At 66.2% G+C, this 13,276-nt stretch carries 14 protein-coding genes; all 14 read right to left on the bottom strand.

Translation table 11 applies throughout. The features are described 5' to 3' along the window. Positions 1 to 8: 8 nt before the first annotated feature. The gene (gene rnc, locus SNE35_RS06930; RefSeq protein ID WP_320422132.1) at positions 9 to 722 is read right to left on the bottom strand and encodes a ribonuclease III; all 714 of its coding nucleotides are present in this window, start codon (positions 720 to 722) and stop codon (positions 9 to 11) included. 14 nt (positions 723 to 736) lie between these two features. Then, positions 737 to 1,096 (bottom strand): DUF4845 domain-containing protein, encoded by a 360-nt coding sequence (locus SNE35_RS06935; protein ID WP_320422133.1) that lies wholly within the window; start codon positions 1,094 to 1,096, stop codon positions 737 to 739. A gap of 36 nt (positions 1,097 to 1,132) precedes the next feature. Continuing rightward, a complete protein-coding gene (lepB, locus tag SNE35_RS06940; RefSeq protein WP_320422134.1) occupies positions 1,133 to 2,098 on the bottom strand; it encodes a signal peptidase I in 966 nt (321 codons plus the stop codon). A 42-nt stretch (positions 2,099 to 2,140) separates the two neighbouring features. After that, a complete protein-coding gene (gene lepA / locus SNE35_RS06945) occupies positions 2,141 to 3,949 on the bottom strand; it encodes a translation elongation factor 4 (protein WP_320422135.1) in 1,809 nt (602 codons plus the stop codon). 532 nt (positions 3,950 to 4,481) lie between these two features. Then, positions 4,482 to 5,981 carry a Do family serine endopeptidase gene (locus SNE35_RS06950; protein WP_320422136.1) on the bottom strand — a complete coding sequence of 500 codons (1,500 nt, stop codon included), beginning with the start codon at positions 5,979 to 5,981 and terminating at the stop codon, positions 4,482 to 4,484. A gap of 61 nt (positions 5,982 to 6,042) precedes the next feature. Continuing rightward, complete coding sequence (locus SNE35_RS06955; protein WP_320422137.1) at positions 6,043 to 6,627, bottom strand: RseA family anti-sigma factor; 585 nt, start codon at positions 6,625 to 6,627, stop codon at positions 6,043 to 6,045. 25 nt (positions 6,628 to 6,652) lie between these two features. Beyond that, positions 6,653 to 7,261, bottom strand: coding sequence for an RNA polymerase sigma factor RpoE (gene rpoE, locus SNE35_RS06960; RefSeq protein WP_320422138.1), 609 nt, complete (start codon positions 7,259 to 7,261; stop codon positions 6,653 to 6,655). Continuing rightward, a complete protein-coding gene (locus SNE35_RS06965; RefSeq protein ID WP_320422139.1) occupies positions 7,258 to 7,719 on the bottom strand; it encodes a hypothetical protein in 462 nt (153 codons plus the stop codon). Before SNE35_RS06965 ends, rpoE begins: the two co-directional genes overlap by 4 nt. Positions 7,720 to 7,735: 16 nt before the next feature. Continuing rightward, a complete protein-coding gene (fabF, locus tag SNE35_RS06970; RefSeq protein WP_320422140.1) occupies positions 7,736 to 8,980 on the bottom strand; it encodes a beta-ketoacyl-ACP synthase II in 1,245 nt (414 codons plus the stop codon). A 47-nt stretch (positions 8,981 to 9,027) separates the two neighbouring features. Next, positions 9,028 to 9,267: an acyl carrier protein gene (gene acpP, locus SNE35_RS06975; RefSeq protein ID WP_320422141.1), complete on the bottom strand. Its 240-nt coding sequence runs from the start codon at positions 9,265 to 9,267 to the stop codon at positions 9,028 to 9,030. Positions 9,268 to 9,393: 126 nt separating this feature from the next. After that, the gene (gene fabG, locus SNE35_RS06980) at positions 9,394 to 10,140 is read right to left on the bottom strand and encodes a 3-oxoacyl-ACP reductase FabG (RefSeq protein WP_320422142.1); all 747 of its coding nucleotides are present in this window, start codon (positions 10,138 to 10,140) and stop codon (positions 9,394 to 9,396) included. Between the two features lie 12 nt (positions 10,141 to 10,152). Further along, positions 10,153 to 11,094 (bottom strand): ACP S-malonyltransferase, encoded by a 942-nt coding sequence (gene fabD, locus SNE35_RS06985; protein WP_320422143.1) that lies wholly within the window; start codon positions 11,092 to 11,094, stop codon positions 10,153 to 10,155. Between the two features lie 22 nt (positions 11,095 to 11,116). Further along, complete coding sequence (locus SNE35_RS06990) at positions 11,117 to 12,106, bottom strand: beta-ketoacyl-ACP synthase III (protein ID WP_320422144.1); 990 nt, start codon at positions 12,104 to 12,106, stop codon at positions 11,117 to 11,119. Beyond that, positions 12,103 to 13,221 (bottom strand): phosphate acyltransferase PlsX, encoded by a 1,119-nt coding sequence (gene plsX, locus SNE35_RS06995; protein WP_320422145.1) that lies wholly within the window; start codon positions 13,219 to 13,221, stop codon positions 12,103 to 12,105. Before plsX ends, SNE35_RS06990 begins: the two co-directional genes overlap by 4 nt. Positions 13,222 to 13,276 lie beyond the last annotated feature (55 nt).

Genomic DNA, 13,276 nt, shown 5'->3' on the forward strand with positions numbered 1-13,276 from the left:
GGGGCCGGTCAGTCGCGCAAGCCGGAGCCGGGCTTGTCGCGTGCAATCAATTCGTCGAGCAGGCGGCGGGCGGCATCCTGCTCGGCGGCGCGGCGGGAGCGGCCCTCGCCTTTGGTCAGAAGGCTCAGCGCGGGTACCGCGCACTCGACCTCGAAGGTCTGCGCATGCGCCTGGCCGCGGGTCTCGCTGATGCGATAGCTGGGTACGGCGAGCTTGCGGGCCTGCAGCCATTCCTGCAGCGCCGTCTTGGCATCCTTGCCCCAGGTCTCGGAGCTGCCGCTGGCGGCATCGGCGATCGCGTCGGACAACAGCCGCGTGACGAGCGCGCGCGCTGCCTCGTAGCCGGCATCGACGAAGGTGGCGCCGATGATCGCTTCCATCGCGTCGGCCAAGATCGACGGACGCTGCGCGCCGCCGCCCTTGGCTTCTCCGTCGGACATGCGCAGCACCTGCGGCAGGCCGAGGCCCAGCGCCAGCCGGTGCAGGCTGTCCTCGCGCACCAGGTGGGCGCGGATGCGGGTCAGGTCACCTTCGTCGGAGCCGGCGAAGCGCTCGTACAGCAGGCTGCTGACGGCCAGGCTCAACACCGCGTCGCCGAGGAACTCGAGCCGCTCGTTATGGTCCGCGCCGAAGCTGCGGTGCGTCACCGCGCGCTGCAGCAGTTCGGGCTGGCCGAACGGGTGCGCGAGGCGTTGCTGGAGGGCGGCGAGTTGCGGCGTCATGCGCGTGTCGGGGCTCAGTTGGACTGGCCTTCGTACTTGATCAGCAGGTAGACCGGGCCGCCCAGCTCGATCTGCTTGTCGTAGGCGAAGCTGATCTGCAGCTTGTCGTTGTCCTTCGTGACGACGAGATCGGCGGACGAGATGCTCTCGATCGAGTACTCGACCTGCTTGGCGCGGTCGAACTCGGCGCGCACGGCCGGCACGGTGGTCGGGTTGCTGACGACGATGCGGTTGATCACGCGCTTGATCGTGTAGTACTCGAGCACCGTCGGGAAGGTCTTGGCCGCAACCACACCGACAAAGGCAATCACCACGCCCCAGAACAACAGGCCGATGAGGCTGATACCGCGCTGACGACGTCCGGCTTGATGCATTGATCGCATTCCTTTTTTCGATTCCTGCGCGCCCGCTCAGTGGAACGAGCCGATGCGCTTGAGGTTACCGAAATTCATCCAAACAAAGAAGGCTTTGCCGACGATGTTCTCGTCCGGGACGAAGCCCCAGAAGCGCGAGTCTTCCGAGTTGTCGCGGTTGTCGCCCATCATGAAATAGTGGCCCGCGGGCACTTTGCAAGTGACGCCCTCGACGCTGTAGCGGCAGTTCTCGATGAAGGGGAAGTTCAGGCGCGGCACCGGCGGCGTTTGGCGCGTCGGGTCGACGAGGATGTTGTGCTCCACGCCGGTCAGCTTCTCGGTGAACTGTGGGCGGTAGACCATCGCGTCGTCGTCGTAGAAGTTGCCGAGCGACTGCTCCTCGATCGGCTGGCCGTTCACGAAGAGCTTCTGGTTCAGGTAGGCGATCTCGTCGCCCGGGATGCCGACGACGCGCTTGATGTAGTCCTGCGTCGGGTTGACCGGGTAGCGGAACACCATTACGTCGCCGCGCTGCACGTCATGGTTGGAGATGATCTTCTTGTCGATCACCGGCAGGCGGATGCCGTAGTGGAACTTGTTGACCAGGATCAGGTCGCCGACGCGCAGCGTGGGCACCATCGAGCCGGACGGGATCTTGAAGGGCTCGAACAGGAAGGAACGCAGCAGGAAGACGATCAGGATCACCGGGAACAGGCCGGCGGTCCAATCGAGCCACCAGGGCTGCTGCAGGATCTGCTGGCGGGCGCCTTCGACGTCGCCGTCCACGCGCTCGATGCCCTGCGCGGCCAGCTTCTCGCGGCGTTGCGCGTCGTTGGCCACCAGCTCGGCGGCGGCCTTGTCGCGCGCCGGCTTGAAGTGGAAGCGTTCGGCCAGCCAGTAGGCCAGCGTCACCACGGTGAGGATGAACAGCAGCAGCGAGAAGTTGCCCGTCCAGTAGCCGAAATACCAACCGCCCAGATAGGCGACGAGGATGGCGTAGAGAAATCCGGTCAATGCACTCATCAGGAAATCGGTCAGTTGAGGTGTCGGGTTAGGCGCCGGGTTTCAATCGTCGACCTGAAGGATGGCCAGGAAGGCTTCCTGAGGCACCTCGACCGAGCCGATCTGCTTCATGCGCTTCTTGCCGGCCTTCTGCTTTTCGAGCAGCTTGCGCTTGCGGGTGATGTCGCCGCCGTAGCATTTTGCCAGCACGTTCTTGCGCATCGCCTTGATGTTCTCGCGGGCGATGATGTTGGCGCCGATCGCCGCCTGGATGGCCACGTCGTACATCTGGCGCGGGATCTGCTCGCGCATCTTCGCGGCCACGCCGCGGCCGCGGAACTGGCTCTGCGCGCGGTGCACGATGATCGAGAGCGCGTCCACGCGGTCGCCGTTGATCAGAATGTCGACCTTCACGACGTCGGAGGCGCGGTATTCCTTGAACTCGTAGTCCATCGAGGCGTAGCCGCGCGAGACGCTCTTCAGCTTGTCGAAGAAGTCCAGCACGATCTCGGCCAGCGGCATCTCGTAGGTCAGCATGACCTGCTTGCCGTGGTAGGCCATGTTGATCTGGTTGCCGCGCTTCTGGTTGGCCAGGGTCATCACCGGGCCGACGTAGTCCTGCGGCATGTACAGGTGCACGGTGACGATGGGCTCGCGGATCTCCTGGATCTGGCCGATCTCGGGCATCTTGGACGGGTTCTCGACCTCGATCACATCGCCGTTGCCGATCACGACCTCGTAGACGACGCTGGGCGCGGTGGTGATCAGGTCCTGGTCGAACTCGCGTTCCAGGCGCTCCTGCACGATCTCCATGTGCAGCAGGCCGAGGAAGCCGCAGCGGAAGCCGAAGCCCAGGGCCTGCGAGACCTCGGGTTCATAGCGCAGCGACGAGTCGTTGAGCTTGAGCTTCTCCAGCGCGTCGCGCAACTGGTCGTACTCGCTGGCTTCGGTCGGATAGAGGCCGGCGAAGACCTGCGGCTGGATCTCCTTGAAGCCGGGCAGCGCGGTCTCGGCCGGCCCGAGATTGTTCGGCAGCTTCTTTTCCAGCGTGATGGTGTCGCCGACCTTGGCGGCCTGCAGTTCCTTGATGCCGGCGATGATGAAGCCCACCTCGCCCGCGTTCAGCTGGTCGCGCGACTCCGACTTGGGCGAGAACACGCCCAGGTTGTCGGCCGGATAGACGGCGTTGGAAGCCATCATGCGGATGCGCTCGCCTTTCTTCAGCGTACCGTCGACCACCCGCACCAGCATCACGACGCCGACGTAGGCGTCGTACCAGGAGTCGATGATCATCGCGCGCAGCGGCGCATCGACTATGCCCTTGGGCGGCGGCATGCGGGCGATCACCGCCTCGATGATGTCGTCGATGCCCATGCCGGTCTTGGCGCTGCAGGGGATCGCGTCGGTGGCGTCGATGCCGATGACGTCCTCGATCTCCGACTTCGCGTTCTCAGGATCCGCGTTGGGCAGGTCCATCTTGTTGAGCACCGGCACGACCTCGACGCCGAGCTCCAGCGCCGTGTAGCAGTTCGCCACGGTCTGCGCCTCGACACCCTGGCTGGCGTCGACGACCAGCAGCGCGCCCTCGCAAGCCGACAGCGAGCGCGAGACTTCGTACGAGAAGTCCACATGCCCCGGCGTGTCGATCAGGTTGAGGTTGTAGACCTGGCCGTCGCGGGCCTTGTATTTCAGGGCGGCCGTCTGCGCCTTGATCGTGATGCCACGCTCGCGCTCGATGTCCATCGAGTCCAGCACCTGCGCTTCCATCTCGCGGTCCGAGAGCCCTCCGCAACGCTGGATGATGCGATCGGCCAGCGTGCTTTTGCCGTGGTCGATGTGGGCGATGATGGAGAAATTGCGGATGTGGTTCATGCTGAATCGCGCGAAGGTCGGGCCGATGATGCAAGGGCAAAGCCGTTGCGACGGAGACTCATATCGCGCAGCGATGTGAAGGCCTCGCAGAGGCCGTGCGGGACATAAAAAAAAGGCACGTCGAATCGGTGACGCGCCTTCCAACAAAACTTATGGCAACTGCTTGTTGGGCTTCCATTGTAGCCAAAAGGCCTCGCTGGGAACCGCACCGCTGCTCGTTTTCCGGTCGTTGCGGTCCGCCAACAAGAAAATCCATCCACAGCTTATCCACAGATTCGGCGGGACAAGCTGTGCACGACTTTTCGATTCTGGTTTGCCCTAGTCGACCCGCGGACGTCATGCGCGAAATCGCTCGAAACGGGCGCCAAAAACGCCGATTCTATCCGAGCACGCCAACAATCGGGTTCGGGGTGAGACAGAGTTAGCAAGCACCAACAAACATCTTTCCACAATCATCCGACCGAGCGGTCGCTAGCAGCTTGCTGTAGTCCCATGATGTGGAAAGACCCGCGCCGGCAGTCCGCTTTGTTTCTCAGCGGCCGGGGCGCAGCAACACAAAGCTGACCACGTCGTCACGGCGCACCATCAGGTTGACCGGCTTGGACTTGTCCAGCTTGGCGAGCTGAGCCAGGAACTGCTTGACGCCGCCGACTTCCGCATTGTTCAGCGCCAGGATCAGATCCCCTTCGCGCAGGCCGGCGCGCGCGGCGGCATCGGTCGCCGCGTCGATGCGCACGCCGCCTTGCAGCTTCAGTTCGCGCCTCTGCGCCGGGGTCAGGTCGCTGACGCGCAGCCCCAAGGCCGCCGCCGCGGGCTGCGGCTTGGCGCCAGCACCGCCCTTGCCTTCGGGCTCTTCCTCGCCACCGGCCGCTGCCTTGCGTTCATCGGGCAGCTCGCCGATCGTCACGCCGATGTCCTTGTAGGCACCGCGGCGGTAGACCTGCAGCGTGACCTTGCTGCCAGGCTTGATGGCCGCGATCAGCCGGCGCAGATCCAACGCCTTCTCGACCGTCTTGCCATCGATCTTCGTGATCACGTCGCCGCCTTCGATGCCGGCCTTGTCGGCCGGGCCATCGGCCGTGATGCGGCGGACCAGCGCGCCGGTGGGCTTGCCCAGGCCGATCGCTTCGGCGATCTCCTTGCTCAGGTCGTCCGGGTACAGGCCCAGCATGCCGCGCACGACCCGGCCGGAGCCACGCAGTTGCTCGGACACGCGGATCGCGCTGTCGATCGGGATCGCGAACGAGATCCCCATGAAGCCGCCGGACTGGCTGTAGATCTGCGAGTTCACGCCGACGACCTCGCCGCGCATGTTCAGGAGCGGTCCGCCCGAATTGCCGGGGTTGATCGCCACGTCGGTCTGGATGAAAGACTGCAGGTCACCGGTGTCGCGCTCCTTGGCGCTGACGATGCCGGCCGTCACCGTGTTGCTGAAGCCGAAGGGCGAACCGATGGCCATCACCCATTCGCCGACCTTCAGCTTGCTCACATCGCCGATCTTCACCGCCGGCAGGCCGGTGGCCTCGATCTTGAGCACGGCGATGTCGGAACGCTCGTCGGCGCCGATGATCTTGGCCTTGAACTCGCGCTTGTCCGTCAGCGTCACGAAGACCTCGTCCGCATCGGCAACGACGTGGGCATTGGTCATCACGAAACCGTCGGCGCTGAGGATGAAGCCCGAGGCCACACCGCTGCGCTGCGGGCTGTCATCGTCGTCGTCATCGCTGCCGGGATCGGCGGGATTGCCCGGCGCCTTGCGAGGCGGCGTGCCCTTGCGCGGCGGAATCGGGATGCCAAAGCGACGCAGGAACTCCTGCATCTGCTCGTCGATCTGCGGATTGCCGGTGGCGCCGCCGATCTTCAGGTGTTCGGAGGTGCGGATATTGACGACGGCAGGGCCGACGCGCTCGACCAGTTCGGTGAAGTCCGGCAGCGTCACCGTGTCCGCGGCGGCGGGAAGCGATGCCATGCCGAGGCCCAGACCGAGCACGGCGGTTGACAGCAGCAGGGACAGCGATCGTGAAGCGGGCATGGTCATGATGGAAGGTCGAAGCGACAAGACGCACGGCGAGAGGCCGCCGTGCATGATGCCATCAACGCGCGGCCGGCCTCGGCGCGGACGGAGCAGCGGCCGGCACCGCCAGCTCGAACGGCGCGACCGCATCGGCGTTGCCAGCGGGCTGCCAGACCGTCTCGATCACCGGCACGGAAGGTTCGGCCACGCTCTGCGCGAAGCTCGGCTGGTTGCCGGCAAGCGTCGATCCCGCTGCAGCAACACCCGATGGCGTCTGCAGCGCGAACTGCTCATTGCCCTGCCGGCCGCCCAGCATCGACTGCAGCCCCGGCACCGCGAGCGCGACGACGACGAAGCTCGCCGCGACGGCCAGCGGCGCCAGCCAGGCCTGCCAGCGGCGCGGGCGCAGCGGCACCGGCTCGGCAGCCAGGCGACCGCGCAGCTCGGCGAGGAAATCGGCCGCCGGTCGGGCCTCCTGCGCCAGCTCGGCGGAACGAAGCGTGTCGCCGATCAGATGGATGGCGTGCCAATCGCGCCGTATCTCGGGGTTCCCCTTCCAGGCGGCGGCCAGCGCACCCGCCTGCCCGGCGCCGGCGCGGCCATCGGCGAGATCGGACAAGGCCTGCCGCCAGGGCTCACCCGTCACATCGCTTTCTTCCTTCATGGCGCTTGCCCCCTCGTTATGTCTCTCACCATCGATCGCCGCCGCGCGTGCCCAGCAACGGCCGCAACTGCGCCGCCACGGCTTCGCGGGCCCGGAAGATCCGCGAACGCACGGTACCGACCGGGCAGCCGAGCAGCTCCGCGATCTCCTCGTAGCTCATGCCGTCCACTTCACGCAGCAGCAACGCACGCCGAAAATCCTCGGCCAGGCCGTCGACGGCGGCACTGACCGCCTGCGCCAGCTCCTTGGCTGCGAGCTGGCTTTCCGGTGTCACGCCATCGCTGAGAGTCGCGCTGGGGCGGAAAAGTTCCTGATCTCCATCCCCCGATTCCAGGGTCGACTCGCTGACGAGAAGATCCCGCTGCAGCCGGCTCATGTGGCGCTTGGTAGTGTTGACGGCAATGCGGTAGAGCCAGGTGTAGAACGCGCTTTCGCCGCGAAAGCCCGGCAGCGCTCGGTAAGCGCGCAGGAAGGTGTCCTGCGCGACATCGGCCACCAGATCCACGTCACGCAGCATGCGAGCGATCAGGCGTTCGACGCGGCGCTGGTACTTGACGACCAGCATCTCGAAGGCCTGCATGTCGCCACGCTGCGCCCGCTCCACCAGCGGTGCATCCGGGTCGTCGATGGTCATGCTGCGGCCGGTCGCCGGGGCCGCGCCGAATACAGCGTCGCGCGCAGGCGCCCCCAATCGGCGCCGACCGCCCGCCGGCTCAGTGGCAGGTAGCTGCGCCGACGCGGCAGCAAGCCTGCGCCCGGAGGCTGCGCACGCAGCAGCAGCCAGTCACCGAAGTCGAACAGGGATTCCAGGTCGACGTCCGCGCCGGGCTCGACCTGCGAGTCCGGGCCGAGGCGCCAAGTCTGCCCATCCCATTGCAGCCGGCGGGGCTCGACGCGGGCGAGCCGCCAGCCAGCCAGCCCGACCACGGGCACGGCCGGCATCAACCAGGCCAGGCCGGGCAGGTGCTGCGCCAGGCCGGCGACAAGACTGGTCCAGGAAAGCATGGTAAGCAGCGCAATGGCGGCCTGCAGCCGCGGCTGCGCGCTCACCTCGATACGAAGGGCGGGCGGGTGGCGCTGGGCCGTGCTCACGGCCCACTCACCCCGCTCAGACGCGCTTGAAGATCAGCGTGCCGTTGGTGCCGCCAAAGCCGAAGTTGTTCTTCGCGGCGTACTCCATCTTCATCGGCCGCGCCTCGTTGGCGCAGTAGTCCAGGTCGCACTCGGGATCCTGGTTGAAGATGTTGATCGTCGGCGGCGCGACCTGGTCGCGCATGGCCAGGGCCGTGAACACCGATTCGATGCCACCGGCGCCGCCCAGCAGGTGGCCGGTCATCGACTTGGTCGAGCTGACGACCATCTTCTTGGCGTGGTCGCCGAACGCGAGCTTGATCGCGTTCGTCTCGTTGACGTCACCCAGCGGCGTAGAGGTGCCGTGAGCATTCATGTACTGGATCTGGTCCGGGTTCAGGCCGGCGTTGCGCAAGGCAGCCTTCATCGAACGCTTGGGGCCGTCGACGTTCGGTGCGGTCATGTGGTACGCATCCGCACCCATGCCGAAGCCGACCAGTTCGCAATAGATCTTGGCGCCGCGGGCCTTGGCGTGTTCATACTCTTCGAGCACCAGCACGCCGGCACCCTCGCCCAGCACGAAGCCGTCGCGGTCCTTGTCCCAGGGGCGCGAGGCCGTCTTGGGATCATCGTTGCGAGTGGACAGCGCGCGGGCCGCGGCAAAGCCGCCGATGCCCAGCGGCGAAACCGTCGATTCGGCGCCGCCGGCGATCATCACGTCGGCATCGCCGTACTCGATCATCCGGCCGGCCTCGCCGATGGCATGCAGACCGGTGGTGCAGGCGGTGACGATCGCAAGGTTCGGCCCCTGGAAGCCGAACTTGATGGACACGTGGCCGGAGATCATGTTGATGATCGACGCCGGCACAAAGAATGGAGACACGCGGCGCGGGCCGCGAGCCACCAGTTCAGCGTGGGTTTCCTCGATCATCGGCAGACCGCCGATGCCCGAGCCCACGAGCACGCCGATGCGCTCGGCCTGCTCTTCGGTCAACTGATCGCCGGTTGGCAGACCCGCGTCCTTGATCGCCTGGGCAGAAGCCGCGAATCCGTAATGGATGAACGTATCCATCGTCCGCGCCTCTTTGGAATTGAGGTACTCGCTGACGTCGAAACCCTTCACCTCGCCTGCGAACTGGCAGGCGAAGTTGGTGGGATCGAAACGGGTGATGCGGTCAATGCCGGTCTTGCCGGCCAGGATGTTGGCCCAGCCCTCAGCGACCGTGTTGCCCACGGGGCTGATCAGACCGAGACCGGTGACGACGACGCGACGACGGCTCATGCGGTGCGGAAATCAGTTGAAACGGTGTGGCTTGAGCGGTGTGCCGCTCAGGCCTTCTGGTGATTGACGGCGTAGTCGATCGCCAGTTGCACCGTGGTGATCTTCTCGGCCTCTTCGTCCGGGATCTCGATGCCGAACTCGTCTTCGAGGGCCATCACCAGTTCGACCGTGTCGAGCGAATCAGCGCCCAGATCGGCAACGAACGCCTTTTCGTTCGTCACGTCCGCTTCGGGCACGCCGAGTTGTTCGGCGACGATTTTCTTGACACGGGTTTCGATATCGCTCATGACTCCTCCAGGAGTGGATTGCTAAGAACAGCCCGGGATTCTAAGGCCTCGAAGACGGTCGTCTTCCGAGGCCCTCACCGGCCGGGCCGATCCGGTGGGTGGCCGCTGCAAACGCCAGCGACCGCCTCAGTTCATGTACATGCCGCCGTTGACGTGCAGTTCGGTGCCGGTGATGTAGCCCGCGCGCGTCGAGGCGAGGAAGGCCACCGCATCGGCGATCTCCTTCGGCTCGCCCAGCCGGCCGGCGGGAATCGAAGCCAGCAGCGCGGCCTTCTGGGCCTCGGGCAGGACTTCGGTCATGTCGGTGGCAATGAAGCCCGGCGCCACGCAGTTGACGGTGATGCCGCGGCTGCCCAGTTCGCGCGCCAGCGAGCGCGTCATGCCGGCCACGCCGGCCTTGGCCGCCGCGTAGTTGGCCTGGCCCGGGTTACCGGATGCGCCGACGACCGAGGTGATGTTGATGATGCGGCCGTAGCGCTGCTTCATCATTGTGCGCATCACCGCGCGGCTCATGCGGAACACGGCCTTCAGGTTGGTGTCGACGACGGCATCCCACTCGTCGTCCTTCATCCGCATCGACAGGTTGTCGCGCGTGATGCCGGCGTTGTTGACCAGCACCTGCAGGCCGCCGTCCGTCTTGACGATGGCGTCGATGGCCACATCGACGGCCGCCGCGTCGTTGACGTTCAGCGCGATGCCGCGACCACCAAGGCTCGCCAGCGCTTCCGTGATGCCGGCGGCGCCGACCTCGGTCGTGGCGGTGCCGATGACGGTGAAGCCCTGCTCCGCCAGCGCCAGTGCGATCGCGCGGCCGATGCCGCGGCTGGCACCGGTGACCAGCGCCACCTGCTTGTTCGTGTTCTCAGTAGACATAAGAGGTTCTCGTCAGCCCAGCAGGGCCTTGGCTTCGGCCAGCGAGGCCGGGTCCAGCACCGTGGTGCTGGCGAGTTCGCCGTCGATGCGCTTGACCATGCCGGCCAGCACCTTGCCCGGGCCGCATTCGATGATGTGCGTCAGACCGCGGGCCTTGAGCGCCTGGATCACCTCGACCCAGCGCACCGGGCCGAAGGCCTGGCGGTACAGCGCATCACGCAGCGCCGCAGCATCGGGCGTGACGGCCACGTCGATGTTGTTGACGACCGGGAAGGCCTGCGCGCCGAAGTTCACCGCAGCGAGCTTCTCGCGCAGCCGCTCGGCGGCCGGCTTCATCAGACTCGAATGGAAAGGCGCAGACACCGACAGCGGCAGCGCGCGCTTGGCGCCCGCGGCCTTCAGCGCCTCGGCGGCCTTGTCCGCACCGGCCTTGCTGCCTGCGATGACGGTCTGCTTCGGGTCATTGAAATTGACAGCCTCGATCACCTCGCCACTGTCGGCCGCGACCTGCTTGCAGACCGTGCGCACCGTTTCGCCATCCAGGCCCAGCACGGCATACATCGCGCCCACACCGACCGGCACGGCCTCCTGCATCGCCTGCGCACGGAAGCGCACCAGCGGCAGCGCATCGGCCAGGCTCAGCGCGCCGGAAGCGACCAGCGCCGTGTACTCGCCCAACGAATGGCCGGCGGCGGCGGCGGGAACGAGGCCCGTCTCGGCGATCCAGGCGCGGTAGCAGGCGATGCCGGCGGTCAGCATCACGGGCTGGGTGTTGGTCGTCAGGTCCAGCTGTTCCTTGGGGCCGGCCTTGATCAGGGCGCCGATGTCCTCGCCCAGTGCGGCGGAGGCTTCAGCCAGCGTGCGCGCCACTTCGGGGTGGTCGCCCCAGGCGTCCAGCATGCCGACAGCCTGCGATCCCTGGCCGGGGAACACGAATGCAAACGTTGCGCTCATAGGTAACTATCGATTGAATAACTCAGAAGTCCAGCAGCACCGCGCCCCAGGTGAAGCCACCGCCGACGCCTTCCAGCATCACGGTGTGGCCGGGCTTGATGCGGCCATCGCGCACGGCGACATCCAGCGCCAGCGGGATCGAGGCGGCCGAGGTATTGCCGTGCTCGTCGACCGTGGCGATCAGTTTCTCCAGCGGCATCTTCAGCTTCTTGGCCGTGCCTTGCATGATGCGGATGTTGGCTTGATGGGGCACCAGCCAGTCGATGTCCGATTCGCTGCGGCCAGCCTTCTGCAGCACCGAACGGGCCACCTTTTCCAGCACGTTGACGGCCTGCTTGAACACTGCCTGGCCGTCCATCTTCAGGAAGGGATCGCCCAGCACCTTGCCGCCGGCGACATTGCCGGGCACGCAGAGGATGTCGACGTGGCGGCCATCGGCGTGCAGTTCGCTGGCAACGATGCCGGGTTCGTCACTGCCCGCCAGCACGACGGCGCCGGCGCCGTCGCCGAACAGCACGCAGGTCGTGCGGTCCTTGAAATCGAGGATGCGGGAGAACACTTCGGCGCCGATGACCAGCGCCTTGCTCGCAGCGCCGCTCTTGATCATTGAATCGGCCACCGTCAGCGCATAGACAAAGCCGGAGCAGACGGCCTGCACATCGAAGGCCGGGCAACCGTGGATGCCAAGCTTGTGCTGCAGCAGCGCGGCGGTGGACGGGAAGATCATGTCCGGCGTCGAGGTCGCGACGATGATCAGGTCGATCTCCTCAGCCTTCACGCCGGCGGCTTCGAGCGCGGCGCGCGCGGCCGGCAGCGCCAGGTCGCTCGAAGTGACGTCCGGCTCGGCGAAGTGGCGGGCGCGGATGCCGGTGCGCTCGACGATCCATTCGTCGGACGTCTCGATGTCGTCCTTGGCGAGTTGCACCGCCAGATCGGCGTTGGTCAGTCGTCGCGGTGGCAGGAAACTGCCGGTGCCGATGATGCGTGAGTAGCGGGGGGAAGCGGTGGTCATGCAGTCTGGGGGATGTCTAGCGCCCCGTCTCCTGTGACAGTCGTGTCATCGGCCGGAGCCGCAGGCATCGCCTGCAAGGTTTCGACGATGCGGTCGTGGACCCGGTCGAGCAGCCGGTTGCGGGCCGCATCATAAGCTCTGTTCAGAGCCTGCTCGAAGGCGAAGGCATCGGCCGAACCATGGCTTTTGAAGACCAGGCCGCGCAGGCCCAGCAGGGCCGCGCCATTGAAGCGGCGATGATCGACACGCCCACGGAAACGCTGCAGGACCGGCATCGCCACCAAGGCGGACAGCTTCGTCAGCCAACTGCGGCTGAATTCCTCTTTGATCATCGCGCCCATCATCGTGGCCACGCCCTCGGCGGTCTTCAGTGCGACGTTGCCGACGAAGCCGTCGCAGACGACCAGATCGGTCGTGCCCTTGAAGATGTCGTTACCTTCGACGTTGCCGTAGAAGTTCATGTGGCCGTCGGCCGCAGCCTGGCGGAGCAGTTCGCCGGCGCGCTTGATCGTCTCGCTGCCCTTGATCATCTCCTCGCCGATGTTCAGGAGGCCGACGCTCGGGTCTTCCTTGCCGTCGACAGCCGCGACCAGCGCGCTGCCCATCACGGCGAACTGCAGCAGGTGCTCGGCCGTGCAGTCGACGTTGGCACCAAGATCCAGCACCGTCGTGTAGCGACCGGCCTGGTTGGGCATCACGGTGGCGATGGCCGGACGATCGATGCCATCCAGCGTCTTCAGCAGATAGCGCGCGACGGCCATCAGGGCGCCGGTGTTGCCGGCGGACACACAGGCATGGGCCAGTGGCGACGCACCATCGGCCGCCTTCAACTGGGTGATCGCGACGCGCATCGAAGACTGCTTCTTCTTGCGCAGCGCGACCTCGATCGGGTCGTCCATCGTGACGACTTCGGCGGCGTAGACGAGCCGGCAGCGCGCCCAGCCGGCAGCCGGCGCCAGCGCCTCGGGCAGGCCGACGAGTACCAGCTCGGCCTGCGGATGCGCGGCCAGGAAGGCCTGGGCGGCAGGCAACGTCACCGACGGTCCGTGATCCCCGCCCATGCAGTCGATGGCAATGCGGATCACATCGGAAGGAGCGGCGGCGGCAGTGGGCATATGCAGATCAGTCCAGGCACGAGGCCCGGCAGATGGGAGACGGCGGCGACTTTAC

The organism is Roseateles agri (genome assembly GCF_034043675.1).
Taxonomy (GTDB): Bacteria; Pseudomonadota; Gammaproteobacteria; order Burkholderiales; family Burkholderiaceae_C; genus KK5.